Genomic DNA, 24,584 nt, shown 5'->3' with positions numbered 1-24,584 from the left:
TACCTGATGCCACGTCACCGACCAGCGAAGAGAAGAACCATGGACTTCCCCACCGACATGCGACGCTCGGCCGCCGACGCTCGCTGCGGCCGCAGGGCCTCCTCACCGTACCTGGAGAAGCTGAAGCGCCACGGCTTCGTCGTCCTGGAGCCCGAGGGCCCGGATCCGATGTCCCTGGAGGACATCATGGCGCCGCTCGGCGCGGCGGCGTCGTACAGCTACGGAACGCAGCTCATCCAGGAGCAGCGGCCCGGGACCGACAACTCCCAGTTCCGCACCGGCGCCATACCGATGCACGTCGACGCACTCCTGAACGCGAACAGGGTCAGCTACATCGGGCTGGAGTGTCTCGAAGCCCCGGACGAGGGTGGCGAGACGCTGATCGCCAGCAGCCGCGCGTTCTTCGCGACGGCTCCCGCCGCCCTGGTGGACACACTGCGCGGCATCCAGATCGAGTACTGGTCCAGGGTCTCGGGCTTCTACGTGGAGCGGCCCGAGGGCAACCCGGTCGTGGCACCGGTGCAGGTGGACCCGGTCACGGGCGGGGACACGCTCTGGGTCGGGCTCGACTACCCGGAGGATCCGGAACGCAACTTCGGCTCGGCCGTGGTCGGCTACACCAAGGAACAGAGTTTCGAGCTCTTCGCGGTGCTGGACCGGTGGCTGAACATCCCCGAGGTGATGTATGTACACCGGTGGCAGGCCGGTCAGGTTCTGGTCATGGACAACCGGCGAGTCGTGCACGCGCGCGCGGCCTACTCCGTCGACTCCCCGAGGAAGCTGCGTCGCATCTCGGTCAGTTGACGCGCCGATCCGCCCGGTCGCTGTTTCGATCCCCCTCCCGGAGTCCCCATGTCTGATGTCGCAGCGCTCCCAGATGCCGAGGTCGGCGAGGATGGTCGCCCCCTTCGCCCCGGCGTCGTGTTGGCCATCCTGCTCAGCTGCCAGTTGTTGATCGTCCTGGACGTCACGGTCATGAACGTAGTGCTGCCCCGCATCCGGACCGACCTGAACTTCAGCGCCACCGGTCTGCCCTGGGTCCTCGACGCCTACACCCTGGCGTTCGGCGGGCTGTTGCTGGTCAGCGGCCGCGCGGGAGATCTGTTCGGCCGACGACGGTTGTTCGTCGCGGGAGTCACCCTGTTCACCGCGGCGTCGTTGGCCGGGGGCCTTGCACAGTCGGCCGACTGGCTGCTGGCCGCCCGGGTCGCACAGGGGGCCGGGGCCGCCATGGCCGGACCGAACGCGCTGGCGCTGCTGAACACGGTCTTCACCGAGCCGAGGGCCCGGGTGCGCGCGCTGGCGCTGTACTCGGGGATGGCGAGTGCCGGATTCGCGGTCGGCCTGATCCTCGGTGGCTTGCTGGCCCAGTGGCTCGGCTGGCGGGCGGTACTGTTCATCAACGTTCCCCTGGGCGTGCCGGCGGTCCTGCTGGCCAGGCGGTACCTGCCGATCCTGCCCAGGCGGGAGGCCCGGTTGGATCTGCTGGGTGCCTTGACCGCGACGGGCGGGGTCGCTGCCCTGGTGTTCGGCCTTATCCGGGCTGCGACGCACGGATGGGGCGATGTCACCATCGGTCTCTCGCTCCTCGCGGGCGCCGCGCTGATCGTGGTCTTCCTCCTCGTCGAGAAACGGGCGGTACAGCCCCTGCTGCCGCTGGTGCTGTTCGCTGACCGCAATCGCGCGGCCGCGTACAACAATGTGTTCGTCGGCTACATGGCGAGCATGTCGATGTTTTTCTTCCTGTCCCTGTACATGCAGGACGTACGCCAAGTAGGCCCGCTGTCGACGGGCTTCGCGTTCCTCCCGACAGCCGTCCTGATGTTCGCGATGATCCGGCTGGTGCCGCGGCTGTTGCGGCGGTTCGGGCCGAAGCCGGTGACCATGACCGGCACCGCGCTGTTGGTCGCCGGGCTGGTCCTGCTGACTCGACTGACCCCCGACACCGGCTACTTCCCCGTGGTGTTCGCAGCGACCGTGCTGATGGGGTGTGGTACCGGGCTGGGGCTGATGCCGCTGAGTGTGATCATCATGGCGAAGGTGCCGTCCAGCGCGGCCGGGGCCGCCGGCGGGGCGCTGCAGACCATTCAGCAGACGGGTATCACGCTCGGCCTGGCGATCCTGACCACGGTGTTCGGAGCGTGCTCCCGGGGCGTGACCGGTACGCCGGGGGAAGCCCTGACCAGCGGCATCACCGCCGCATTCGCCGGCGCCGCCGTCATGGCCGCGCTGGCGTTCGTGGGGACATTGGCCTTCCGCTCCTCGAAAGCAGGGGAAAGCGAGTAGCACCGCGGACGCGCCTTCACCGACGGCCTGGGGACCGGGCACGAGTAGGTACGTGGAGCCGATGCCCTCCAGGGAGGCCGACGACCCGAGTACGGTCCTTGCCTCCGGCGGCGGGGAGCCGCTGCGCACCCGGTTGCCCAAGCTCACACGGTTCGTCGACTGCCTGGACTCGCCCCGAGCGACCGGTTGATGCCGCCCTGAGCGACTGGCTGGTCCTGCTGTGGGCGGCTGGCTGGACTCGTCCCGAGCGCCTGGGACTCGTCCCATGGGACTGGCCCCGGTCTGAAGGACCGGCCGGCTCGCCCCGACAACCGCCCGGACTCGCCCCCGGTGGCCGGTCGAAATCCGCCCCCGGATGCTCAGTGCGGGTTCTGGATCACCGAGAACTCCGCGCCCTCCGGGTCCGCCACCGTCGCCACCCGGCCGTGTGGGCTGTTGTGCGGCTGTCTGATGACGCGGCCGCCGAGGTCCGCCACCTGCCGCACCGTCGCGTCGGCGTCGGCGACCTCGAAGTACGTCTGCCAGTGCGGTCCGCGGTCGCGGGGCAGCGCATGGCCGACGCCGTGCAGACCGGCCACCGGGCGGCCGGCGAGGTGGAGGGTCACGTAGTCGAAGTCGGCGGAGACCACCGGCTCCCGCTCGTAACCGAACACGGTCGCGTAGAACTTGGACACGCTCTCGGTCTCGAAGGTCACCAGCTCGTTCCACGCGGGCGTGCCGGGCACTCCGCTGATCGCGGTGCCGAGGTGCGCGGAGCCCTGCCAGATGCCGAACACCGCCCCGGAGGGGTCCGCGGCGATGGCCAGTCGCCCGGCCTCGGCGGCGTCCAGCGGCCCGACCGCCACGGTGCCGCCGCACTCCCGCACCGTGTCGGCCGTCTGGTCCACGTCCTGCGAGGCGAGGTACGGCGTCCAGGCGATCGGCAGCCGGTGGTCCGGCGGCAGCTGGCCCATGCCCGCCACCTCGCGCCCGTCGAGCAGCGCCCGCACATACGGGCCGAGCTGCTGCGGGCCCGGCCGGAACTCCCAGCCGAACAGCTCACCGTAGAACTCCTCGGTGGCGGCCAGCCCGTGCGCCATCAGGCTCACCCAGCAGGGCGTGCCGGGCGCATGCCGCGCGTGCGGGCCGGCCGGCTCCCGTGCCTCGGTCATCGATCACTCTCTCCCCGGCCCCTCGCGGTGGCCGTGTCGCTTCCGCTCCCCGGAAGGGGTGTCCACGCCGACGGCGGGTCCGCCCGCGCCGGTGCCCGCATCCTCCACGCCGCGCCGGGACTTACCGCGCCGACGCTCGGCGACACCTCCGGGAGGATGCCCGGTCCGTCGTCTTTCGCCGCTTCCTGACGAGGGCCGGCGGGTGTCCGCCGGCTGTACAGCACGTGCTCGATCCCGTACGCCGCGTGATCGAGCCTGTCCGGCCGAGCAGAGTAGCCGGACCTGGACGCCGCGGCCACCCCTGGCGTATGCATGGCGCCATGAGAGCCATCATCACCGCATCCGATCTCGCGCACGAGCTGACCGGCGACCGCCCTCCGGTAGTGCTGGACGTGCGCTGGCAGCTGAGCCTGGCGAAGGCGGCGGGCGCGCCGGCCTTCGACGGGCGGGCCGAGTACGCGGCCGGGCACATCCCCGGCGCGGCCTTCGTCGACCTGGACCGGGAGCTGGCCGGTGTGCCCGGGGAACGGGGCCGGCATCCGCTTCCGGACCTCGCGGAGTTCGGCGCCGCGATGCGCCGCGCGGGCGTGTCGTCCGACCGGCCGGTCGTCGTGTACGACGGCGGCCAGGGCTGGGCGGCCGCGCGCGCCTGGTGGCTGCTGTGCTGGACGGGTCACCCGGACGTGCGGGTCCTCGACGGCGGATTGCCGTCCTGGCAGGCCGAGCTGTCCACGGAGGTGCCCGCTGTGACCGAGGGCGACTTCCGGCCGGCGCCGGACGCGTCGGGCCTGCTGGACGCGGACGGGGCGGCGGCCCTGGCTCGCGCGGGTGTGCTGCTGGACGCGCGGGCGGGGGAGCGGTACCGGGGTGAGGTGGAGCCGATCGACCGGGTCGGCGGGCACATCCCCGGCGCGGTGTCGGCGCCGACGACGGAGAACGTGGGCCCCGACGGCCGCTTCCTGCCCGCGGCGGAGCTGCGGGACCGCTTCAAGGCCCTGGGCGTCTCCACGGACACCGAGGTGGGTGTGTACTGCGGCTCGGGCGTCTCCGGCGCCCATGAAGTGCTCGCGCTGGCCGTGGCGGGCATCCCGGCGGCCCTGTACGTCGGTTCCTGGTCCGAGTGGTCCTCGGACCCGTCCCGGCCGGTGGCGGTGGGCGCGGATCCGCAGTAGCGGCAGTCGAGAGGCGGGGCACGCACGCGTGCGGCCGGAAGGCGGGCACGCACGCGTGCAGCCTGTAAACCGGGCACGCACGCGTGCACCCGAAAGTCGGGCGCGCGCAACGGGAAGTGGGGGCACGCGCGCGTGCCCCCACTTTCCGTTTCCGAACGGCCGGTTACTCCTGCTTCTTGCGGCGCGTGCCGAACACGATCTCGTCCCAGCTCGGCACGGCGGCGCGGCGGCCGGGGCGGACGCCGTCGGCCTCGGCCTGGCGGTCGGTGGCGCCGATCAGCCGGTCGCGGTGGCTGCCGACGGAGCGGGGCATGAGGACGTCCGCGTACGCCGAACCGGCCGAGGCGGCGGGGGCCGGCGGCTCCTCGGCGGCCGTCTCGCCGTCGGGTTCCTCCGGCGTCTCCGCCGGGCGCTCTGGGACCACCAGGTCGCCCCGGAAGCTCGGCACCGCCTCCAGCAGGCTGGTCAGCGAGTCGCGTTCGCCCGTGCTCTCCTCGGGAGGCTCGGACGCCTGCGCGGGCAGACTCGGCCGCTCCCGCTCGCCCCGGTCCAGCGCGCGGTCCATCGAACGCTCGCGTGGCAGGCGGGCGATGCGCGGCACGAACGGGAAGCTCGGCTCGGGCACGGCGAGGTCGTCGGACTCGCCGATCAGCGAGCGCGCCTCGTCGTCCACGGCCTGGACGAGCCGCCGGGGCGGGTCGTACGTCCAGCTCGCCGAGTGCGGTTCGCCCGCGACCCGGTAGACGAGGAGCACCTCCCAGGTGCCGTCGTCGCGGCGCCAGGAGTCCCACTGCACGGTGTCCTTCTCGGCGCCGCGCAGCAGCAGCCGCTCCTGCACGGCCTCGCCGAGCAGCGGACCCGAGTTCTCGCCGGGGCGGCGGACCGGGGTCTTGCGGGCGCGCTCGGCCATGAAGGCGCGCTCGGCCAGCACGGGCCCCTCGAAGCGCCGGACCCGGTCGACGGGGATGCCGGCGAGCTGGGCGACCTCTTCCGCGGTGGCACCGGCGCGTATACGCGCCTGGATGTCACGGGGGCGGAGATGGCTCTCGACCTCGATCTCGATCTGGCCGAGGCGCGGCCGGTCGCCGCGCACGGCGGCGCGCAGCCGTTCGTCGATCGGAAGGGTGTACTCCGTTGCGTCGGCAGCCTTGAGCACCAGCCGTGTGCCGTCATTCGAGACGGCCACGACACGCAGTTCGGGCATGGGGACCTCCCGGGTGGTGCCTGCCGACGTCACGTGCGTCGCTGCTTCCGCTAGTCGAGTGTGGCCTGCCCGGGTGCAGCCTGCCACAACCTTGCCGAGTTGCCCGGCGTGTCGGGCACGGGCCCTGGGCCGCCGTTATGGCACGGTTACCTATTCGCAACGCTAAGTGACGAAATTCGTCACCCTGTGCAACTAGCCCCCTCCCGGCGGTCCTTCAGGGCCGCGGACACCCTGGTGGGAGACCAGGCCCAGGGTTCGCAACAGTACTCCATTTGGACCATGTGCGTGGATGGGCACGCCGCCCAACTTCTGGCAACGCTTGCGACTTGGCCGTCGGCAACCGGTTTTGCGGATCATGAACGTGGCGAACTTCACGCAATCCCCAGAAACGGAACTAATGGTTTCCGCTGTACGTCCCTATCTCGTGCAGTCGGTGGATCAATGTCGATCAAGTACGGGAAAGGCAGGCAAGTTCCGGGTATGCGTGAGACGCCCGATGTGGGTCGCAAACGGATCGACCTGAGCGTCCCCCAGGTCGCGGGCAGCGCCCTCGCGGCCGTCGTGGCGGCCAAACTGGCGTCGTACTTCGGGTGTACGGCACGATTCTCGGCGCGGGAGTCGTCAGCATCGTCGCCACCTGTGGGGGCACGGTGTTCCAGCACTTCTTCAAGCGGACGGGGGAGCAGTTGCGGGAGGCGACGGTCGCGACCCGTCCCAGGGAGCAAGTGCCACGGGCTCCGGGTGAGTTCACCGAGGGCACCGTCTACCGCGCGCGGGTGAAGAGCTGGCGGCGGCCGGTGCTCGCGGCCGCCCTCGTGTTCGGGGTGACCATGGGCGGCATCACGACGTATGAACTGGTGTCCGGCAACAGCTTCAGCGGCAGCACGGGTACGACGGTCAGCGCTGCCGTCACCGGCCGGGGCCCGTCCTCCGTGACGCCCGACGCGCCGGCCAAGTCCGAGGAGACACCGGCTCCTTCGGACACTCCGTCCCGCGAGCACGCGCCCGGTCCCGGCCACGGTACGGCCCGCAGCGCGATGCCGACGCCCGGCGACTCCCCGGGCGGAGGGGCGAGCGGCGGCCCGAACCCGTCGCCGACCCCCACGCCCAGCGGGTCCGCCCAGACGCCTACGACCCCAGAACCCTCCGCAAGTAGTCGTTCTGGAACAGCCGTTCCGGGTCAAGACGGTCCCTCAGCCCAGTGAACTCGCCGAAACGCGGGTACACGCGCGTGAAGTACTCGGCGTCCCGGGTGTGCACCTTGCCCCAGTGCGGCCGGCCCTCGTGGGCGGTGAAGATGCGCTCGGCGGCGGTGAAGTACGCCTGATAGGGCGTGCCCCGGAACATGTGGACGGCGACATAGGCGCTGTCCCGGCCGGAGGCGGTGGACAGGGTGATGTCGTCGGCCGGGGCGGTGCGCACCTCGACGGGGAAGCTGACCCGCAGCCCCGAGCGTTCGACCATGCTCTTCAGCTCGCCCAGCGTCTCCGCCAGGGCCGCACGGGGGACGGCGTACTCCATCTCCACGAAGCGCACCCGGCGCGGCGAGGTGAAGACCTTGTACGGGATGTCCGTGTAGGTCCGCGCGGACAGGGCCTTGCTGGAGATCCGGGCGATGGCGGGAACGGTGGCGGGGGCGGCGCGGCCGACCCACTGGGCCACCTGGAAGACGCCGTTGGAGAGGAACTCGTCCTCGAACCAGCCGGCCAGCTGCCCCACGGGCTGCTCGGGACCGGCGCTGCGGTTGTTCCGCTTGGTGTTGGTGTTGCCGGTGTGCGGGAACCAGTAGAACTCGAAGTGCTCGTTCTCCGCCCAGAGTTGATCGAACTCTGCGAGGACCCGGTCGAGGGGCATCGGCTCCTCGCGTGCGGTGAGCAGGAAGATCGGCTCCACGGCGAAGGTGATCGCGGTGACGATGCCGAGGGCGCCGAGGCCTATTCGGGCGGCCGCGAACACCTCGGGGTTCTCCTTCTCGGAGCAGGTGAGCACCGAGCCGTCCGCCGTGACGAGTTCGAGCCCTGTGATCTGGGCGGCGATCGAGGCCGACTCGCGGCCCGTGCCGTGCGTGCCGGTGCTGGTGGCCCCGGAGACGGTCTGCTCCATGATGTCGCCCATGTTGGTGAGCGACAGACCCTCGCGCGCCAGAGCCGCATTGAGTCTCTTGAGCGGAGTGCCGGCCTCGACCGTGACCGTCATGGCTTCACGATCAATCTTGCGGATGCCGGTCAACAGTTGAGGGCGGATCAACACACCGTCGGTGGCGGCTATGGACGTGAAGGAGTGGCCGGTCCCGACCGCCTTCACCTTCAGGCCGTCCTCGGCGGCCCGGCGCACCGCCGCCGCCAGCTCCTCCACCGACGCCGGTGTGACCTGCCGGGCGGGCCGGGCGGAGACGTTCCCGCCCCAGTTACGCCACGTGCCGTTCTTCCCGCTCGCTGTGCTGCTCAACGGTGCCTCCCCGACCCGCGGCCGGCCTGCGCAGCCGGCGGTACCCGAGGAAACCGACCGCGACCGCGACGGCCCCGGACACGGCCGGAACCCCGTACCCGGCCCGCGCCCCGGCTGCGTCGATCACCGAGCCGGCCACGGACGAGCCGAGCGCGACCCCGACCGCGAGGCCGGTGCTCACCCAGGTCATGCCTTCGGTGAGCTGCGCGCGAGGTACGTGCTCTTCGATGAGGGACATCGTCGTGATCATCGTCGGTGCGATGGACAGCCCCGAAACGAACAGCGCCACGGCCAGAAGCGGCAGGTTTCCGACCAGTAGGAGGGGGATCATACTCACGGCCATCGCCGCCACGCCCAGCAGCCAGCGGCGTTCCGGCGCCCCGGCGAACCGCAGCAGCCCGAAGACCACCCCGGCCACGCAGGATCCGGCCGCGTACAGCGCCAGGACCACGCTCGCGGCGCCCTTGTGGCCGCGCTCGTCGGCGAAGGCGACGGTGACCACGTCCACCGACCCGAAGATCGCGCCGGTCGCCGCGAAGGTGGCCACCAGCACCTGCAGCCCGGCCGAGCGCAGGGCCGTACCGCCGCCGTGGTGTTCGCGCGGGTGCGGCTCCGGTTCGGTGGCGCGCTGGGCGGTGAGCCAGAAGACGCCGGCGGCCAGGAAGCAGGCGGCGAGCAGCGGCCCGGCCTCCGGGAACCAGGTTGTGGACAGTCCGATGGAGATGATCGGGCCGAAGATGAAGCAGACCTCGTCGACGACCGACTCGAACGAGTACGCGGTGTGCAGCTTGTCGGTGCCCCGGTACAGCGCCGCCCAGCGGGCCCGGATCATCGCCCCCAGACTCGGCACCGAACCGATCCCGGCCGCGCACACGAACAGCACCCAGTCCGGCCACTTCAGGTGCGCGGTGAGCAGCAGCCCGGCCGCCGCCGTGAGGGCCACCAGGGTCGCGGGACGCAGCACCCGGCGCTGCCCGTGCCGGTCGACCAGCCGGGAGATCTGCGGCCCGATCGCCGCGGCGGACAGCGCGATGGTGGCCGACAGCGCCCCCGCGAGCCCGTACCGACCGGTCAGCTGGGAGACCATCGTGACCACGCCGATGCCCATCATCGACAGCGGCATCCGGCCGAGGAATCCCGCGGCGGAGAACGCCTTGGTGCCGGGTTCGGCGAACAGGGCTCTGTAGGGGCTGGGCACGGGGTCTCCGAAGCGGCTCGGTAAGGCGCGAATACGGCTGATACAGCTTACGAGTTAGGGGACCCTAACGGCACCTGATTTTGCCTGCGGGAAAAACAGGCATAAACCGGCTGGAACCCGACTCGTCACCCCGCTGTTTCCTGGCTGTCAGTACCGAGTGGCAGGATCGAGACATGCCAGACGCGCTCGATGCCACCCCGTACGACGCCCTGCTCCTGCTCTCCTTCGGCGGCCCCGAAGGCCCGGACGACGTGGTCCCGTTCCTGGAGAACGTCACGCGCGGGCGCGGCATCCCGAAGGAACGCCTGAAGGAAGTCGGGCAGCACTACTTCCTGTTCGGCGGGGTCAGCCCCATCAACGACCAGAACCGCGCCCTGCTGGACGCCCTGCGCAAGGACTTCGCCGAGCACGGCCTGGACCTGCCGGTCTACTGGGGCAACCGCAACTGGGCGCCGTACCTGACGGACACCCTGCGCGAGATGGTCGCCGACGGACGCCGCCGCATCCTCGTGCTCGCCACCAGCGCCTACGCCTCCTACTCGGGCTGCCGCCAGTACCGCGAGAACCTGGCCGACGCGCTGGCCACCCTGGAGGCCGAGGGCCTGCCGCTGCCGAAGATCGACAAGCTGCGGCACTACTTCAACCACCCGGGCTTCGTCGAGCCCATGATCGACGGCGTGCTGCGCGCCCTCGAAGACCTTCCCGAGGACGTCCGCGCGGGCGCCCACATCGCCTTCACCACCCACTCCATCCCGACCTCCGCCGCCGACACCTCCGGCCCGGTCGAGACTCACGGCGAGGGCGGCGCCTACGTCGAGCAGCACCTGGACGTGGCCCAGCTGATCGCCGACGCCGTCCGCGAGCGCACCGGCGTCGACCACCCCTGGCGGCTGGTCTACCAGTCGCGCTCCGGCGCCCCGCACATCCCGTGGCTGGAACCGGACATCTGCGACCACCTTCAGGAGCAGCACGCGGCGGGCGTCCCGGCTGTCGTCATGGCGCCCATCGGCTTTGTCTCCGACCACATGGAGGTCCTCTACGACCTCGACACCGAGGCCAGGGCCAAGGCCGAGGAACTGGGCCTGCCGGTGCGCCGCTCGGCCACCGTCGGCGCCGACCCCCGGTTCGCCGCCGCCGTCCGCGACCTGATCACGGAGCGCGCCGCCGTGGAGCGCGGCCAGGAGGTCGCCCCGTGCGCCCTGGGTGCGCTGGGCGCGAGCCACAACCTCTGCCCGGTCGGCTGCTGCCCCGCCCGTGCGCCCCACCCGGCCGCCGCCGGCGCCGACAGCCCCTACGCGTGAGGAGACCCGTGACCGACCCCCTGCACCGGGAACTGCTGGAGCTGGCCCAGGAGGCCGCCCGCCGCGCCGGTGAGCTGCTGCGGGACGGCCGACCGGCCGACCTGGCCGTGGCGAGGACCAAGTCCAGCCCGATCGACGTCGTCACCGAGATGGACATCGCTGCGGAGAAGCTGATCACCGATCTGATCTCCGGCCGACGGCCCGACGACGGCTTCCTCGGCGAGGAGGGCGCCTCCGTGGCGGGCACCAGCGGCGTCCGCTGGGTGATCGATCCGCTCGACGGCACGGTGAACTACCTGTACGGGCTGCCGACCTGGGCGGTGTCCATAGCGGCCGAGCAGGACGGCGAGACCGTCGCCGGGGTCGTCGCCGCTCCGATGCGCGGCGAGACGTACCACGCGGTACGGGGCGGCGGCGCGTGGGCCACCGGCGCATGGGAGGGCGAGCGGGCGCTCGCCTGCCGTCCCGCGCCCCCGCTGGACCAGGCGCTGGTCTCCACCGGCTTCAACTACGTCGCCGAGGTCCGCGCCCACCAGGCCGAGGTGGCCGGCCGGCTGATCCCGCTGCTGCGGGACATCCGGCGCAGCGGTTCTGCGGCGGTCGACCTGTGCGATGTGGCCTGCGGCCGGCTCGACGGGTACTACGAGCGGGGGCTGAACGCGTGGGACTTCGCGGCGGGTGACCTGATCGCCCGGGAGGCGGGCGCGCTGGTCGGTGGGCGGCCCGGAGAGCGGCCGTCGCGGGATCTGACCGTCGCCGGGTCACCGGGGGTGTTCCAGCCGCTGCAGGGGCTGCTGGAGGAGTTCGGGGCGTGGCATGACTGACCGAGCCCGCAGGTGAGAAGCAACCGAGCCCGCAGGTGAGAAACAGACGGGACCCCCGGCGCTGGATTCGCCGGGGGTCCCGCTGTTGCGCTTTCGGGCCGATCAGACGCGTGACGCGCCGACCTCCACACCGTGTTCGGCGGCGAGGCGTCGCAGGTCGTCGAGCTCTGCCTGCTCCACTTCGACGAGGAAGTCGTCACCCTCGTCACGAGCCCGCGACAGGTCGGACTCGGTCGCCCTTATGCGCTGCAGAAGTCCTGCGGTGAAAGCGTCCATGCTGCGCCCCCTCGTCCTGGGTCGTGGGTCGGTGGCACGGGGGTGTGCCTGTTTGGGAAAGGGGCGATCACGTCTCTCACGGGTGCCCAGCGCTGCCCTGCTGGGCGGCGACGGTGCCGGACACCCGCGCCCACTCTGCGGAAGCGGATCGCGGAGTACCGCATGGTGCTGCGGCACATGCAGAGCGTGATCGCGGGGTGTAAAGCCGTCCTCCCCCCGCTCCCTCACCCGGAAACCTCAACCGGAGGAGAAAATCTCGTATTCCCGCCCCGGAGCGCGGATCCGTGCGGTCCACAACCCGCCTTACAGCCGACTTACGGCCGAAAAGGGCAGGATGGAGGTCACACCCCACGAACACCCCTGCCCGCACGCGCCCACGGCGCGCTACGCGGGTGGACATGAGGAAGGACAAGCGACGTGCGCGTACTCGTCGTCGAGGACGAGCAGCTGCTCGCCGATGCGGTGGCCACCGGACTGCGCCGGGAGGCCATGGCCGTCGACGTCGTGTACGACGGTGCGGCCGCCCTGGAGCGCATCGGCGTCAACGACTACGACGTGGTCGTCCTCGACCGCGACCTCCCGCTGGTGCACGGCGACGACGTCTGCCGCAAGATCGTCGAGCTGGGCATGCCCACGCGCGTGCTCATGCTCACGGCGTCCGGCGATGTCAGCGACCGGGTCGAGGGCCTGGAGATCGGCGCCGACGACTATCTGCCCAAGCCCTTCGCGTTCAGCGAACTGATCGCGCGCGTGCGCGCCCTCGGCCGTCGTACGAGCGTTCCCCTGCCGCCGGTCCTGGAGCGCGCCGGAATCAAGCTGGACCCCAACCGCCGCGAGGTCTTCCGCGAGGGCAAGGAGATCCAGCTCGCGCCCAAGGAGTTCGCGGTGCTGGAGGTGCTCATGCGCAGCGAGGGCGCGGTGGTCTCGGCCGAGCAGCTGCTGGAGAAGGCCTGGGACGAGAACACCGACCCGTTCACCAACGTCGTGCGGGTGACCGTGATGACCCTGCGGCGCAAGCTGGGCGAGCCGCCGGTGATCGTCACCGTCCCCGGCTCCGGCTACCGGATCTGATCCGCCATGGCCGCCACACCCGCGCCGCCCCAGGCGCCACCGAAACCCACCTGGGACCCCAGAAGGCCGCAGCCCCCGTTCCCGTGGCTGCGCCCGACCATCCGCATACGGCTCACGCTGCTCTACGGCGGCATGTTCCTGATCGCCGGCATCCTGCTGCTGTCGATCATCTACCTGCTGGCCGCGCAGGCGATCAGTACCGGCAACCAGCCGCTGTTCAAGATCGTCAGCGGCACGAACATCCGGGTCACCAGCGACAACTGCCCCGCGATCACCGCGATCAACTCCAACCCGGTGCCGCTGTCGGACTTCAACGAAGTGATCGCCCACTGCGTGGACCAGCAGCGCCAGGCGGCCCTGGACGACCTGCTCAGCCGCTCCCTGCTCGCCCTGCTGGGCCTGGCCGTGATCGCCTTCGCGTTCGGTTACGCGATGGCCGGCCGCGTGCTGTCCCCGCTCGGCCGGATCACCCGCACCGCCCGTCAGGTGGCCGGGTCCGACCTGTCCCGCCGGATCGAGCTGGACGGCCCGGACGACGAGCTGAAGGAGCTGGCGGACACCTTCGACGACATGCTGGAGCGGCTGCAACGGGCCTTCACCGCCCAGCAGCGCTTCGTCGGCAACGCCTCCCATGAGCTGCGCACCCCGCTCGCGATCAACAGAACACTTCTGGAGGTCCATCTGTCGGACCCGAACGCGCCGGTGGAGCTGCAGCAGCTGGGCAAGACGCTGCTGGCCACCAACGAGCGCAGCGAGCAACTCGTCGAGGGCCTGCTGCTGCTCGCCCGCAGCGACAACCAGATCGTCGAGCGGGGGCCCGTCGACCTGGCCGAGGTCGCCACCCAGGCCGTCGACCAGGTGCACGCCGAGGCCGAGGCCAAGGGCGTGAAGATCCGCGGCGAGCGCAAGCCGGCGGTGGTGCAGGGCAACGGCGTGCTGCTGGAGCGGATCGCGCTGAACCTGGTGCAGAACGCGGTGCGGTACAACGTGCCCGATGAGGGTTGGGTCGAGGTGACCACCGAGGTCCAGCACGGGCAGGCGGTGCTGACCGTCACGAACACCGGGCCGGTGGTGCCGGCGTACGAGATCGACAACCTCTTCGAGCCCTTCAGACGGCTCCGTACGGAGCGCACAGGGAGCGACAAGGGTGTGGGACTCGGCCTGTCCATCGCCAGGTCCGTGGCCCGCGCGCACGGCGGCCACATCGTGGCGCAGCCCCGCGAGGGCGGCGGGCTGGTGATGCGGGTCACCCTGCCGCTGTGATCCGGGACCGGGCAACCTGGGCCCGGAACCGACACACGCGAGAGATGTTCGCTTTACGCGGAATTTTTCAGCCTCCGAATGGGCTTCCCGTTGTGTGATCGATCACATGGACGGATTTTCAGCCATGTACTCTCTGTGATCATGAAACATGGCAGAAAGCCGGGAAAGTCCCAGTTTTCAGGGCTCATGATCACGGGAAGTACACGGTGAGGCGCCTTTGAGGTGCGGCATTCGAACCGTGTACGGTCCTCACCGCCATCCAAGCCGATCACTCTTGAGGGGTCGGGTTGGGTGTCGATTGAGTAACAGACCTTGATGTGAGGCAAAATCTCCGCCTCAGGTCGGGCACAAGTCCGGCCTCTCACGCGTTACGTGCGCTGGAGACACCGCAGACACCCAGAGGGGGAGAGCGATATGGCAACGGATTACGACACTCCACGCAAGACCGACGACGACGTCGACTCGGACAGCCTTGAAGAGCTGAAGGCCCGGCGGAACGACAAGTCCACCTCGTCGGTGGACGTCGACGAGTTCGAGGCCGCCGAGGGCCTCGAACTGCCCGGCGCCGACCTCTCGAACGAGGAGCTGGCCGTCCGGGTGCTGCCGAAGCAGCAGGACGAGTTCACCTGCATGAGCTGCTTCCTGGTGCACCACCGCAGCCAGCTGGCCCGGGAGAAGAACGGTCAGCCGATCTGCCGCGACTGCGACTGAGAAGGGGTCGGCCGTGTCTGGCTCGACCCCTCCACGGAAGCGCCGCTTCTCCCTGGGGAAAGCGGACGAAGGGCCGTCCGACGGCTCGTACGGCGCGCGTGACGACGAGCGGGGGGCACCCGGAGTGGTGGCCCCGCTCGAACCGGTGACCGACCGGGCGGACCACCCGGCGCCGGTGCAGCAGCCCGCGCCCGTCGCCCGGCGACGGGCCGCGGTGATGCGCGACAGGGCCTGGGACTTGGCCCGGGAAGGGGTCCGCAGGGGCGGCAGCGGCGCCCGCGCGGGCCTGGGCTACCTCGCGGACCGCATCATCGAGATCGCCCCGCGCATCCCCGTACGCGACCTCGCGACCCTGCGCCGGCAGTTCCCGGGCCTCGGACCCGAAGAACTCGCCGACAAACTGGTGGCGGGCGCGGCGGCCGGCACCTCGACGGTGGGAGCCGGGATCGGAGCGGCGGCGATGCTGCCGGTGCCGCCCGCGATGCCGACCGAACTGGCCGCGGAGATCACCGGGGTCGCCGCGATCGAGCTGAAGCTCGTCGCCGAACTGCACGAGGTCTACGGCGTACGACCGCCGGGGAACCTCAAGACCCGCAGTACCGCGTATCTGTCCTCCTGGTCGGGGGAGCGCGGCATCGACGTGATGAAGCCGTCGACGTACGACGCGGCCCTCAGCGTCCGCATGAAGCGCGAACTGCGCCAGCAGATCATGAAGCGGATGGTCCGCGACCTGCCCAACCTCATGCCCTTCATGGTGGGCGCCGCGGTCGGGGCGGTCATGAACCGCCGGGACACCAAGAAGCTCGCCGCGCACGTCCGGGCCGACCTGCGCAAGATCCAGGTGCCCTGGGAGGAGCTGGCCGAGCTGCCGCCGCTGGAGGAGCCGGCGGAACCGCTGAAGCTGCGCGACCTTCCCGAAGAGCTCTAGCCGGCCCGCCGGAGGCTACGCGTCCGCCTTGCGCGCGGCCTCGATCGCCGCCGCCAGCTTCTCCGGCTCCCGCGTCGACAGATACAGGTACGGCGTCGGGTCCTCCGGGTCCGTGACCTCCACCCGCAGCGCCGTGGGGATGTAGGCGCGCAGCAGCAGGAAGGCGCGCGTGTCGGCCTTGTACGTCCGCCAGGCGCGGGCCTCCTCCGCGTCCAGCACCTCCGAGTCGCCCAGCGCCGACACCGGGATCTTCGCCTCGCCCGCGATCAGCGAGTCGCCCACGACCCGGATGCGCAGGGAGCCGTACGCACTGGCGACCACCGCCGCCGCGGCCGTACCGCCGACCAGGCCGCCGAGCAGCGGCAGAGTGCCGAAGGGAAGCAGGATCAGGGCGAAGGAGACGCCCACCAGGAAGCTGATCAGCCACCACGAGCGGGGGGTGGTGAGGCGTTCTTCGTAGGGGGTGGCGGAGGGCTGCATGGAGCCAAGCTTGGCACGGGATCCGTATCGGCCCGACGCGCGGGTAAGGTCTGCGCCTGTGAGTGGTAGTTCCGCAAGCCTTCAGCCCCCCGCCGACGCGGTGAAACCGGTACGGCACCCCGACGCGCCCGCGCCCGGAGAACTCCTCGGCGCCCACTACGCACACTGTTTCGGCTGCGGCCCCGGGCAGTCGCACGGACTGCACCTGGAGGCCCGGGCCGGCGAGGGTGTCTCGCTGACCGCCGAGTTCACCGTCCAGCCCGCCCACCAGGGCGCCCCGGGCCTCGCGCACGGCGGAGTGCTGGCCACGGCCCTCGACGAGACCCTCGGCTCGCTGAACTGGCTGCTGCGGACCATCGCCGTCACAGGTCGGCTGGAGACCGACTTCGTGCGGCCCGTGCCCGTCGGCACCACGCTGCACCTGGAGGCCGAGGTCACCGCCGTCGCCGGGCGGAAGATCTACTCCACCGCCACCGGCCGCATCGGCGGCCCCGACGGGCCCGTCGCGGTCCGCGCCGACGCCCTCTTCATCGAGGTCAAGGTCGACCACTTCATCGACCACGGCCGCGAGGAGGAGATCCAGGCCGCCATGAGCGACCCGGACCAGATCCGGCGTGCCCGCGCCTTCGAGGTGAACCCGTGAGCCGTGGCCCCCTGAACGTGCTGCTCCGGCGCGTCGACCCCGACGTACCGCTTCCGGCGTACGAGCATCCGGGGGACGCCGGAGCCGATCTGCGCACCACCGAGCCGTGCGAACTGGGTCCCGGGGAGCGAGCCGTGCTCCCCACGGGTGTGTCGATCGCCCTGCCCGAGGGGTACGCGGCCTTCGTGCACCCACGCTCCGGTCTCGCCGCTCGCTGCGGTGTCGCCCTCGTCAATGCCCCGGGGACGGTTGATGCCGGGTACCGTGGGGAGATCAAGGTGATCGTGGTGAATCTCGACCCGCGTGAGAGCGTGCGGTTCGAGCGCTTCGACCGGATTGCCCAACTGGTCGTCCAGCAGGTCGAGAGGGTCCGCTTCCAGGAGGTCGCGGAGCTTCCCGACTCCACGCGGGCCGAAGGGGGCTTCGGGTCCACCGGCGGTCATGCCGCGGTGGGCGGCGAAAGCGGCACAAGCGGTCAGGCCGCCGATGGCGGTCCGACGGGTGGGAATCGATACGCTTCGGTCGTATCCGACCGGGAAGGACAGTGACGTGTTCGGACGTCGCAAGAAGAAGGGTGCCGCCGAGGACGCGGCCGGCGAGGCCGAGCAGGTCGTCGACAGCGTCGACACCGAGGCGGACGAGGGAGAAGCCGAGGCCGAGCGCGAGCGCGTCCGGCTGGAGCCCGGGCCGCGGCCCGACGGGCCGTGGGACAGCAGCGAGGTACGCGACCCGGCCGAGGGCCGTGTGGACCTCGGCGGACTGTTCGTACCGGGCGTCGACGGCATGGAGCTCAGGGTCGAGGTCGCCGGTGACGCGATCGTCGCCGCGACCGTCGTGCTGCGCGACAGCGCCATCCAGCTCCAGGCCTTCGCCGCGCCCAAGCGCGAGGGCATCTGGGGCGAGGTCCGCGAGGAGATCGCGTCCGGCATCACCCAGCAGGGTGGCATCGTCGACGAGGCCGAGGGCCCGCTCGGCTGGGAGCTGCGCGCCCAGGTACCGGTGCAGCTGCCGGACGGCACGGGTGGTTTCCAGGTCGTGCGGTTCGTGGGCGTGGACGGTCCGCGGTGGTTCCTGCGCGGTGTGATCTCCGGGCAGGGCGCGGTGCAGCCGCAGGCCGCCGGGCTGCTGGAGCAGATCTTCCGCGACACGGTCGTGGTCCGCGGTGAGGGGCCGATGGCGCCTCGCGACCCGATCGTCCTCAAGCTGCCGAACGACGCCCAGATGGTCCCCGAGGGGGTGCAGCAGGATGAGGGCTCCCGCTTCTCCGGTGGGATGGGTCAGCTGCAGCGCGGACCGGAGATCACGGAGGTCCGCTAGGCGCTCCGCCGGGTTCAGCAGGGATGTACGGGCCGTGCCTTTGCGGGGTGCGGCCCGTTTTGCGGGGTCGAGCCGTCGCCGCGCGCGGGTTCGTTGTGGTTGCTCGCGCAGTTCCCCGCGCCCCTTTGGGGCGCGATACTGGCGCCCCATCGATGGGGGAGGCCGTATGGGCGGACGGGTGGTCACCGGGACCATGGTGCGGGTCGAGGACGTGCACAAGTCGTACGGGCGCGGTGCCGCGGTCGTGCATGCTCTGCGCGGGGTCTCGCTGGAGGTGCGGCGGGGTGAACTCGTCGCTCTCAAGGGGCGTTCCGGGTCCGGGAAGACCACTCTCCTGAACATCGTCGGCGGGCTCGACACGCCCGACCGGGGGCGGGTCGAAGTGGACGGGCGGCAGCTGGGGGAGCTGGGCGAGAGCGAGCTGCTGCGGCTGCGCCGGGACCGGATCGGGTTCGTCTTCCAGTCCTTCGGGCTCATCCCGATCCTCACCGCCGCCGAGAACGTCGGTGTACCGCTCAGGCTGCGCCGGGCGGACCCGCGCGAGCGCGAGGAGCGGGTCGAGCTGCTGCTCTCCCTCGTCGGGCTGGCGGGCCATGCCGCCCAGCGGCCCGGTGAGCTGTCCGGCGGGCAGCAGCAGCGGGTCGCCATCGCCCGCGCCCTCGCCAACAGGCCGGCCCTGCTCCTCGCCGACGAACCGACCGGCCAGCTCGACGCCGAGACCGGGCACGCGGTCATGGAGCTGCTCCGGGCCGTCGTACGCAGCGAGGGGCCGGCCTCCGCCGACCCGGACGGGCCCCCGTCCGCGCTGGTCGCCACGCACGACGCGACCCTCCTCGACCTGGCCGACCGGGTGCTGGAACTGCGCGACGGCGAGATCGTCGAGCACTGAGCCGGCCGACCGTCCGCGGTGTCATCAGGGTTGCGTCAAAGTTGCCCGTCGCCCGCCCCTCTGTCACGTTTGGCCGTGATTGTTGGCCGTAAGGTCGACGCTGCGTAGGCAGCAGTCACCGGAAGACAATGGAGCCATGGCACGCGGCAAACTTCGGATCTACCTCGGTGCGGCACCGGGCGTGGGCAAGACCTACGCCATGCTTTCCGAGGCGCACCGCCGCGTGGAGCGGGGCACCGACTGTGTCGTGGCCTTCGTCGAGCACTACGACCGGCCGCGCACCGAGGTGATGCTGCACGGCCTGGAGCAGGTGCCGCGCCGGCGGCTGGAGTACCGGGGCAGCACCTTCGGCGAGATGGACGTCGACGCCGTGCTGCGCCGGGCGCCGGCCGTCGCCCTGGTGGACGAACTCGCCCACACGAACATCCCCGGCTCCCGTAACGCCAAGCGCTGGCAGGACGTGGAGGAACTGCTCGCCGCGGGTGTGGACGTGATCTCCACCGTCAACATCCAGCACCTGGAGTCACTCGGCGACGTCGTGGAATCGATCACCGGCGTGCGGCAGCGCGAGACCGTCCCGGACGAGGTGGTACGGCGGGCCGACCAGATCGAGCTGGTCGACATGTCCCCGGAGGCGCTGCGCCGGCGGATGGCGCACGGCAACATCTACCAGCCGGACAAGGTCGACGCGGCCCTGTCCAACTACTTCCGGCCCGGCAACCTCACCGCGCTGCGCGAGCTGGCGCTGCTGTGGGTGGCGGACCGGGTGGACGAGTACCTGAACGCCTACCGCAGCGAACACCGGGTCTCCAAGATCTGGGGCTCCCGCGAGCGGATCGTGGTCGGGCTGACCGGCGGCCCCGAGGGGCGCACCCTGATCCGGCGTGCCGCGCGGCTCGCGGAGAAGGGCGCCGGCGGCGAGGTGCTCGCCGTGTACATAGCCCGCAGCGACGGGCTGACCTCGGCCTCCCCGAAGGAGCTGGCCGTCCAGCGCACCCTCGTCGAGGACCTGGGCGGCACCTTCCACCACGTCGTCGGCGACGACATACCGGCCGCGCTGCTGGACTTCGCGCGGGGCGTGAACGCCACCCAGATCGTGCTGGGCTCCTCGCGCCGCAAGGCCTGGCAGTACGTCTTCGGGCCCGGCGTCGGCGCCACGGTCGCCCGGGAGTCGGGGCCCGACCTCGACGTCCACATCGTCACCCACGAGGAGGTCGCCAGGGGCCGCGGGCTGCCCGTGGCCCGGGGCGCCCGGCTCGGGCGGGCCCGGATCATCTGGGGCTGGGCGGTGGGCCTGCTGGGCCCCGCGGTCCTCGCGGTGCTGCTGAACAGCGTGGCCCTCGGCCTCGCCAACGACATGCTGCTGTTCCTGACCGTCACCGTCGCGGCGGCGCTGCTCGGCGGCCTGCTGCCCGCGCTGGCCTCGGCGGCCTTCGGCTCGCTCCTGCTGAACTACTTCTACACACCGCCCCTGCACCGGCTGACCATCGCGGATCCCAAGAACATCGTGGCCATCGCGATCTTCTTCGGCGTCGGCATGTCGGTCGCCTCGGTGGTGGACCTGGCCGCCCGGCGCACCCACCAGGCCGCCCGGCTGCGCGCCGAGTCGGAGATACTCTCCTTCCTCGCCGGGAACGTGCTGCGCGGCGAGACCAGTCTGGAGGAGCTGCTGGAGCGGGTCCGGGAGACCTTCGCGATGGAGTCGGCCGCGCTGCTGGAGCGGGCGGGCGACACCGAGCCGTGGACCTGCGCCGGGCGGGCCGGATTCGGCAGGCCGCTGGAGCGGCCCGAGGACGCCGACGTCGACATGCCGGTCGGCGACCACATGGCGCTCGCGCTCACCGGCCGGGTGCTGCCCGCCGAGGACCGCCGGGTGCTCGCCGCCTTCGCCGCGCAGGCCGCCGTCGCCCTGGACCGCCGGCGCCTGCAGGAGGAGGCCGACCAGGCCCGCGCGCTCGCCGAGGGCAACCGCATCCGCACGGCCCTGCTCGCGGCCGTCAGCCACGACCTGCGCACCCCGCTGGCCGGCATCAAGGCGTCGGTCTCCTCGCTGCGCTCCGACGACGTCGAGTGGTCCGACGAGGACCGGGCCGAGCTGCTGGCCGCCATCGAGGAGGGCGCCGACCGGCTGGACCACCTCGTCGGCAACCTCCTCGACATGTCCCGCCTGCAGACCGGTACGGTCACGCCGCTGATCCGTGAGATCGACGTGGACGAGGTCGTGCCGATGGCACTCGGCGGCGTCCCGGAGGACAGCGTCGAGCTGGACGTGCCCGAGAGCCTGCCGATGGTCGAGGTCGATCCCGGGCTGCTGGAGCGGTCCGTGGCCAACCTGGTGGAGAACGCCGTCAAGTACAGCCCGAAGCGCAGGCCCGTGCTGGTCTCCGCCAGCGCCATCGCCGACCGGGTCGAGGTGCGCGTGGTGGACCAGGGGCCGGGCGTGCCGGACGAGGCCAAGGACCGGATCTTCGAGCCGTTCCAGCGGTACGGCGACGCCCCGCGCGGCGCCGGGGTCGGGCTCGGCCTCGCGGTCGCCCGGGGCTTCGCGGAGGCCATGGGCGGCACCCTCACCGCCGAGGACACGCCGGGCGGCGGACTCACCATGGTCCTGAGCCTGCGGGCGGCGGGATCCGGTCCCGAGCCCCTGGACCTGGGCCCGGACATCGCAGAACCAGAAAGGCAGACCCTATGACGACCCGGGTGCTCGTGGTCGAGGACGAGCCGCAGATCGTGCGCGCCCTCGTGATCAACCTCAAGGCGCGCAAGTACGAGGTCGACGCGGCGCCCGACGGCCGTACCGCCCTGGACCTCGCCGCCTCCCGGCACCCCGACGTGGTCGTGCTCGACCTGGGCCTGCCCGACATGGACGGCGTCGAGGTGATCAGGGGCCTGCGCGGCTGGACCCGCGTGCCCATCCTGGTCCTGTCCGCCCGGCACTCCTCGGACGAGAAGGTCGAGGCGCTGGACGCGGGCGCCGACGACTATGTCACCAAGCCCTTCGGCATGGACGAGCTGCTGGCCCGGCTGCGGGCCGCGGTGCGCCGGGCCGAGCCGGTCGGGCCCGGCGAGGACGACCTGACGACCGTCGAGACCGAGGGCTTCACCGTCGACCTGGCCGCCAAGAAGGTCAACCGCGCGGGCAAGGACGTCCGCCTCACCCCGACCGAGTGGCACCTGCTGGAGGTGCTGGTCCGCAACACCGGCCGGCTGGTCAGCCAGAAGCAGCTGCTGCAGGAGGTGTGGGGGCCGTCGTACGGCACCGAGACCAACTACCTGCGCGTGTACATGGCCCAGCTGCGGCGGAAACTGGAGACGGACCCCTCGCACCCGAAGCACTTCATCACCGAGCCGGGTATGGGGTACCGGTTCGAGAAGTGAGCGCTGCCAAGTGAGCGGGCTGCGAAGTGAGCTTGGCTACGGTGCTGTCGGTGTGCCCCGGTACGCTTCAGGTATGAGTGCTGTTCCTCGTTCCGAAAAGCCGGCCGGCCGGTTCCGGCGCATGCTCGACCGGCTCTCCTCGTCGCAGGAGGACCTGGAGTCCGAGGAACTGCGCGAGGACGCCGACGCCGCGGGCTGTACGAAGATCGGCGACTGCCACGACCGGCAGATCGTCACGGTAACTGGTACCTTGCGCACGGTCACCTTGCGTCCGCGCGCCGGGGTCCCCGCCCTGGAGGCCGAGCTGTTCGACGGCTCCGCCGCGCTGGACGTGGTGTGGCTCGGCAGGCGTTCCATCGTGGGCATAGAACCGGGGCGCAAGCTGATCGCATCGGGCCGGATCTCGATGAGCCGGGGCCGCCGGGTGCTGTTCAACCCGAAATACGAACTGCGACCCCTCGGACGGGAGTAGCCGGTGACGTCCCTCGACAAGCCGACCGAAGGCACCGACCAGAGTCCGCCCGACGGAACCGGCGATGCCCGTGCGGTGACCGAGGCCGCGCTGTTCGACGCGTTCGGCGGTGTCCGCGGCATGGTCGAGACGGTCGTGCCGGGCCTGCTCTTCGTCGCGATCTTCACGGTCGACAAGAACCTGCACGTGTCGGCGATCGCCGCGCTGATCGTGTCCCTGGTCCTGGTCGTGGTCCGGCTCGCCATGAAGGACACCGTCAAGCACGCCTTCAGCGGTGTCTTCGGTGTGGCCTTCGGTGTCGTCTTCGCGATGTTCACCGGAAACGCCAAGGACTTCTACCTCCCCGGCATGCTCTACACGCTGGGCCTGGCGGTGGCGTACATCGTCACGACCCTGGCCGGTGTGCCCCTGATCGGCCTCATCCTCGGCCCGGTCTTCAAGGAGAACCTCTCCTGGCGCACCCGCAACCCCGGCCGCAAGAAGGCCTATGCGAAGGCGAGTTGGGCCTGGGGCCTGATCCTGCTCGCCAAGTGTGCGATCCTCTTCCCGCTCTACTGGTGGTCCGACACCACCAAGCTCGGCTGGGTCCTGGTCGCCCTGAAGATCCCGCCGTTCCTGCTGGCGGTCTGGCTCACCTGGATCTTCCTCGCGAAGGCACCCGCGCCCATCGACGTCTTCGCCGAGATGGAGGCCGAGGAGAAGGCCGAGGCGGAGCGCAAGGCGGCGCTGGCCACCGAGGGCGGCGAGGCGACCGGCGGACGGCACCGCCGGGAGGCCTAGCCGGCACGGCACCGCGACTTCCCAGCGGCGAGCTCCACCGGTGAGAGGTCGCTGCGCGCGCTGCCGGCCCTCGGGCTCTTCAGGGCGCACCGGGACCTCGCCCGCGTACACCCCCCGGGGCATCCCTCCAGCGGCACCGGGACATCTTCGAGGTGACGTCCGGCAGCGCCCTGCTGGCGTGCTGCGGCACCGGCGTGAGCTGCGCGGCCGATGGTCGGGGCCGGAGTCCCTGAGCGTCCGCACGCGAAGGGCCCGGCGGATCCGGTGATCCCCGGGCCCTCGGCGCGGCGGCGCATCCGCTGGCTCGTTGTGTCCTCGCGCCGCACCGGCAGCAGACAGCTGTTCCTCGCGCGTGGGCGGCGAGGTGACCGGGGGACGGCACCGCCGGGACGTCTGGCCGACCGTGGCGCCGTGGCTTCGTACCGGTCCGGGACGCACCGAGGGTCCCGGGCCGTTCGCATGGCCTTCTCGCGGTGAAGGGGTGCGTGCTGCCGTGGCGCCGGCGTGAGCGAGCGGGGGGCAGCCGACGGTCCGCGGAGCGTTCGGGCGTCCGCACGCGAAGGGCCCGGCGGATCCGGCGATCCCGGGCCCTCGGCGCGGCGGCGCATCCGCTAGCTCGTTGTGTCCTCGCGCCGCACCGGCAGCAGACAGCTGTTCCTCGCGCGTGGGCGGCGAGGTGACCGGGGGACGGCACTGCCGGGACGTCTGGCCGACCGTGGCGCCGTGGCTTCGTACCGGTCCGGGACGCACCGAGGGTCCCGGGCCGTTCGCATGGCCTTCTCGCGGTGAAGG

The 24,584-nt window shown here is 71.4% G+C and carries 25 protein-coding genes; 18 read left to right on the top strand and 7 right to left on the bottom strand.

Annotated elements, in window-relative coordinates; all coding sequences use genetic code 11:
* The first annotated feature begins 39 nt into the window (after window positions 1–39).
* The 3 genes from ACWCQS_RS32885 to ACWCQS_RS32875 all read left to right on the top strand — a co-directional run bounded on the left by ACWCQS_RS32885 (window position 40) and on the right by ACWCQS_RS32875 (window position 2,476).
* The gene (locus ACWCQS_RS32885; protein ID WP_451007835.1) at window positions 40–804 is read left to right on the top strand and encodes a TauD/TfdA family dioxygenase; all 765 of its coding nucleotides are present in this window, start codon (window positions 40–42) and stop codon (window positions 802–804) included.
* Between the two features lie 48 nt (window positions 805–852).
* Entirely contained in the window at window positions 853–2,286 is a 1,434-nt protein-coding gene (locus ACWCQS_RS32880) for an MFS transporter (protein WP_451007834.1), read from the top strand.
* Between the two features lie 61 nt (window positions 2,287–2,347).
* Window positions 2,348–2,476 (top strand): hypothetical protein, encoded by a 129-nt coding sequence (locus ACWCQS_RS32875; RefSeq protein WP_451007833.1) that lies wholly within the window; start codon window positions 2,348–2,350, stop codon window positions 2,474–2,476.
* A 169-nt stretch (window positions 2,477–2,645) separates the two neighbouring features.
* Here the strand turns inward: ACWCQS_RS32875 and ACWCQS_RS32870 are convergent, their stop codons facing one another.
* Complete coding sequence (locus ACWCQS_RS32870) at window positions 2,646–3,437, bottom strand: VOC family protein (RefSeq protein WP_451007832.1); 792 nt, start codon at window positions 3,435–3,437, stop codon at window positions 2,646–2,648.
* A gap of 320 nt (window positions 3,438–3,757) precedes the next feature.
* On the opposite strand from ACWCQS_RS32870, the gene ACWCQS_RS32865 reads away from it, so the two are divergent.
* Window positions 3,758–4,609, top strand: coding sequence for a sulfurtransferase (locus ACWCQS_RS32865; RefSeq protein ID WP_451007831.1), 852 nt, complete (start codon window positions 3,758–3,760; stop codon window positions 4,607–4,609).
* 163 nt (window positions 4,610–4,772) lie between these two features.
* Here the strand turns inward: ACWCQS_RS32865 and sepH are convergent, their stop codons facing one another.
* The 4 genes from sepH to ACWCQS_RS32845 all read right to left on the bottom strand — a co-directional run bounded on the left by sepH (window position 4,773) and on the right by ACWCQS_RS32845 (window position 9,459).
* On the bottom strand, window positions 4,773–5,813 hold the full coding sequence (gene sepH, locus ACWCQS_RS32860; RefSeq protein WP_388624851.1) for a septation protein SepH: 1,041 nt from the start codon (window positions 5,811–5,813) through the stop codon (window positions 4,773–4,775).
* A gap of 763 nt (window positions 5,814–6,576) precedes the next feature.
* Window positions 6,577–6,918 (bottom strand): hypothetical protein, encoded by a 342-nt coding sequence (locus ACWCQS_RS32855; protein ID WP_451007830.1) that lies wholly within the window; start codon window positions 6,916–6,918, stop codon window positions 6,577–6,579.
* A 23-nt stretch (window positions 6,919–6,941) separates the two neighbouring features.
* On the bottom strand, window positions 6,942–8,261 hold the full coding sequence (locus ACWCQS_RS32850; RefSeq protein WP_451007829.1) for a D-arabinono-1,4-lactone oxidase: 1,320 nt from the start codon (window positions 8,259–8,261) through the stop codon (window positions 6,942–6,944).
* Window positions 8,221–9,459 carry an MFS transporter gene (locus tag ACWCQS_RS32845; RefSeq protein ID WP_451007828.1) on the bottom strand — a complete coding sequence of 413 codons (1,239 nt, stop codon included), beginning with the start codon at window positions 9,457–9,459 and terminating at the stop codon, window positions 8,221–8,223. The genes ACWCQS_RS32850 and ACWCQS_RS32845 overlap by 41 nt, the downstream gene beginning before the upstream one ends.
* Before the next feature lie 173 nt (window positions 9,460–9,632).
* Between ACWCQS_RS32845 and ACWCQS_RS32840 the strand changes: the two genes are divergently transcribed.
* Window positions 9,633–10,760 carry a ferrochelatase gene (locus ACWCQS_RS32840; RefSeq protein WP_451007827.1) on the top strand — a complete coding sequence of 376 codons (1,128 nt, stop codon included), beginning with the start codon at window positions 9,633–9,635 and terminating at the stop codon, window positions 10,758–10,760.
* An 8-nt stretch (window positions 10,761–10,768) separates the two neighbouring features.
* Window positions 10,769–11,584, top strand: coding sequence for an inositol monophosphatase family protein (locus ACWCQS_RS32835; protein ID WP_451007826.1), 816 nt, complete (start codon window positions 10,769–10,771; stop codon window positions 11,582–11,584).
* 102 nt (window positions 11,585–11,686) lie between these two features.
* Here ACWCQS_RS32835 and ACWCQS_RS32830 read toward each other — a convergent pair whose 3' ends face one another.
* Window positions 11,687–11,860: a hypothetical protein gene (locus ACWCQS_RS32830; RefSeq protein WP_023546087.1), complete on the bottom strand. Its 174-nt coding sequence runs from the start codon at window positions 11,858–11,860 to the stop codon at window positions 11,687–11,689.
* 417 nt (window positions 11,861–12,277) lie between these two features.
* Between ACWCQS_RS32830 and ACWCQS_RS32825 the strand changes: the two genes are divergently transcribed.
* From ACWCQS_RS32825 to ACWCQS_RS32810, 4 genes are all read left to right on the top strand, one after another.
* Window positions 12,278–12,931 (top strand): response regulator transcription factor, encoded by a 654-nt coding sequence (locus tag ACWCQS_RS32825; protein WP_023546086.1) that lies wholly within the window; start codon window positions 12,278–12,280, stop codon window positions 12,929–12,931.
* A gap of 6 nt (window positions 12,932–12,937) precedes the next feature.
* Window positions 12,938–14,194 carry a sensor histidine kinase gene (locus tag ACWCQS_RS32820; protein ID WP_451007825.1) on the top strand — a complete coding sequence of 419 codons (1,257 nt, stop codon included), beginning with the start codon at window positions 12,938–12,940 and terminating at the stop codon, window positions 14,192–14,194.
* A 414-nt stretch (window positions 14,195–14,608) separates the two neighbouring features.
* Window positions 14,609–14,905 carry a DUF4193 domain-containing protein gene (locus ACWCQS_RS32815; RefSeq protein WP_003997302.1) on the top strand — a complete coding sequence of 99 codons (297 nt, stop codon included), beginning with the start codon at window positions 14,609–14,611 and terminating at the stop codon, window positions 14,903–14,905.
* Between the two features lie 13 nt (window positions 14,906–14,918).
* On the top strand, window positions 14,919–15,833 hold the full coding sequence (locus ACWCQS_RS32810; protein WP_451007824.1) for a hypothetical protein: 915 nt from the start codon (window positions 14,919–14,921) through the stop codon (window positions 15,831–15,833).
* Between the two features lie 15 nt (window positions 15,834–15,848).
* On the opposite strand, the gene ACWCQS_RS32805 is transcribed toward ACWCQS_RS32810, so the two are convergent.
* Window positions 15,849–16,313: a DUF3093 domain-containing protein gene (locus ACWCQS_RS32805; RefSeq protein ID WP_451007823.1), complete on the bottom strand. Its 465-nt coding sequence runs from the start codon at window positions 16,311–16,313 to the stop codon at window positions 15,849–15,851.
* Window positions 16,314–16,371: 58 nt separating this feature from the next.
* Between ACWCQS_RS32805 and ACWCQS_RS32800 the strand changes: the two genes are divergently transcribed.
* The 8 genes from ACWCQS_RS32800 to ACWCQS_RS32765 all read left to right on the top strand — a co-directional run bounded on the left by ACWCQS_RS32800 (window position 16,372) and on the right by ACWCQS_RS32765 (window position 23,792).
* Window positions 16,372–16,956: a PaaI family thioesterase gene (locus ACWCQS_RS32800; RefSeq protein ID WP_450986353.1), complete on the top strand. Its 585-nt coding sequence runs from the start codon at window positions 16,372–16,374 to the stop codon at window positions 16,954–16,956.
* Window positions 16,953–17,504, top strand: coding sequence for a dUTP diphosphatase (gene dut, locus ACWCQS_RS32795; protein ID WP_388624823.1), 552 nt, complete (start codon window positions 16,953–16,955; stop codon window positions 17,502–17,504). The genes ACWCQS_RS32800 and dut overlap by 4 nt, the downstream gene beginning before the upstream one ends.
* A 1-nt stretch (window position 17,505) precedes the next feature.
* Window positions 17,506–18,273, top strand: coding sequence for a DUF3710 domain-containing protein (locus ACWCQS_RS32790; protein ID WP_451007822.1), 768 nt, complete (start codon window positions 17,506–17,508; stop codon window positions 18,271–18,273).
* A gap of 166 nt (window positions 18,274–18,439) precedes the next feature.
* Window positions 18,440–19,162: an ABC transporter ATP-binding protein gene (locus tag ACWCQS_RS32785; protein ID WP_451007821.1), complete on the top strand. Its 723-nt coding sequence runs from the start codon at window positions 18,440–18,442 to the stop codon at window positions 19,160–19,162.
* A gap of 136 nt (window positions 19,163–19,298) precedes the next feature.
* On the top strand, window positions 19,299–21,854 hold the full coding sequence (locus ACWCQS_RS32780; RefSeq protein WP_451007820.1) for an ATP-binding protein: 2,556 nt from the start codon (window positions 19,299–19,301) through the stop codon (window positions 21,852–21,854).
* A complete protein-coding gene (locus ACWCQS_RS32775) occupies window positions 21,851–22,540 on the top strand; it encodes a response regulator (RefSeq protein ID WP_451007819.1) in 690 nt (229 codons plus the stop codon). The genes ACWCQS_RS32780 and ACWCQS_RS32775 overlap by 4 nt, the downstream gene beginning before the upstream one ends.
* 73 nt (window positions 22,541–22,613) lie before the next feature.
* A complete protein-coding gene (locus ACWCQS_RS32770; RefSeq protein WP_351806002.1) occupies window positions 22,614–23,012 on the top strand; it encodes an OB-fold nucleic acid binding domain-containing protein in 399 nt (132 codons plus the stop codon).
* 3 nt (window positions 23,013–23,015) lie between these two features.
* Window positions 23,016–23,792 (top strand): DUF3159 domain-containing protein, encoded by a 777-nt coding sequence (locus tag ACWCQS_RS32765; protein WP_451007818.1) that lies wholly within the window; start codon window positions 23,016–23,018, stop codon window positions 23,790–23,792.
* Window positions 23,793–24,584 lie beyond the last annotated feature (792 nt).

The sequence above is a fragment of the Streptomyces sp. NPDC002076 genome (genome assembly GCF_053593835.1).
This window is presented reverse-complemented; position numbering and strand designations above follow the sequence as displayed.

What these genes read in the sequence shown, in the direction of transcription:
- ACWCQS_RS32830 (WP_023546087.1), bottom strand. Translation starts at nt 11,860, where the DNA reads ATGGACGCTTTCACCGCAGGACTTCTGCAGCGCATAAGGGCGACCGAG.
- ACWCQS_RS32840 (WP_451007827.1), top strand. Translation starts at nt 9,633, where the DNA reads ATGCCAGACGCGCTCGATGCCACCCCGTACGACGCCCTGCTCCTGCTC.
- ACWCQS_RS32785 (WP_451007821.1), top strand. Translation starts at nt 18,440, where the DNA reads ATGGGCGGACGGGTGGTCACCGGGACCATGGTGCGGGTCGAGGACGTG.
- ACWCQS_RS32805 (WP_451007823.1), bottom strand. Translation starts at nt 16,313, where the DNA reads ATGCAGCCCTCCGCCACCCCCTACGAAGAACGCCTCACCACCCCCCGC.
- sepH (WP_388624851.1), bottom strand. Translation starts at nt 5,813, where the DNA reads ATGCCCGAACTGCGTGTCGTGGCCGTCTCGAATGACGGCACACGGCTG.
- ACWCQS_RS32815 (WP_003997302.1), top strand. Translation starts at nt 14,609, where the DNA reads ATGGCAACGGATTACGACACTCCACGCAAGACCGACGACGACGTCGAC.
- ACWCQS_RS32870 (WP_451007832.1), bottom strand. Translation starts at nt 3,437, where the DNA reads ATGACCGAGGCACGGGAGCCGGCCGGCCCGCACGCGCGGCATGCGCCC.
- ACWCQS_RS32820 (WP_451007825.1), top strand. Translation starts at nt 12,938, where the DNA reads ATGGCCGCCACACCCGCGCCGCCCCAGGCGCCACCGAAACCCACCTGG.
- ACWCQS_RS32885 (WP_451007835.1), top strand. Translation starts at nt 40, where the DNA reads ATGGACTTCCCCACCGACATGCGACGCTCGGCCGCCGACGCTCGCTGC.
- ACWCQS_RS32780 (WP_451007820.1), top strand. Translation starts at nt 19,299, where the DNA reads ATGGCACGCGGCAAACTTCGGATCTACCTCGGTGCGGCACCGGGCGTG.
- ACWCQS_RS32865 (WP_451007831.1), top strand. Translation starts at nt 3,758, where the DNA reads ATGAGAGCCATCATCACCGCATCCGATCTCGCGCACGAGCTGACCGGC.
- ACWCQS_RS32775 (WP_451007819.1), top strand. Translation starts at nt 21,851, where the DNA reads ATGACGACCCGGGTGCTCGTGGTCGAGGACGAGCCGCAGATCGTGCGC.
- ACWCQS_RS32880 (WP_451007834.1), top strand. Translation starts at nt 853, where the DNA reads ATGTCTGATGTCGCAGCGCTCCCAGATGCCGAGGTCGGCGAGGATGGT.
- ACWCQS_RS32770 (WP_351806002.1), top strand. Translation starts at nt 22,614, where the DNA reads ATGAGTGCTGTTCCTCGTTCCGAAAAGCCGGCCGGCCGGTTCCGGCGC.
- ACWCQS_RS32875 (WP_451007833.1), top strand. Translation starts at nt 2,348, where the DNA reads ATGCCCTCCAGGGAGGCCGACGACCCGAGTACGGTCCTTGCCTCCGGC.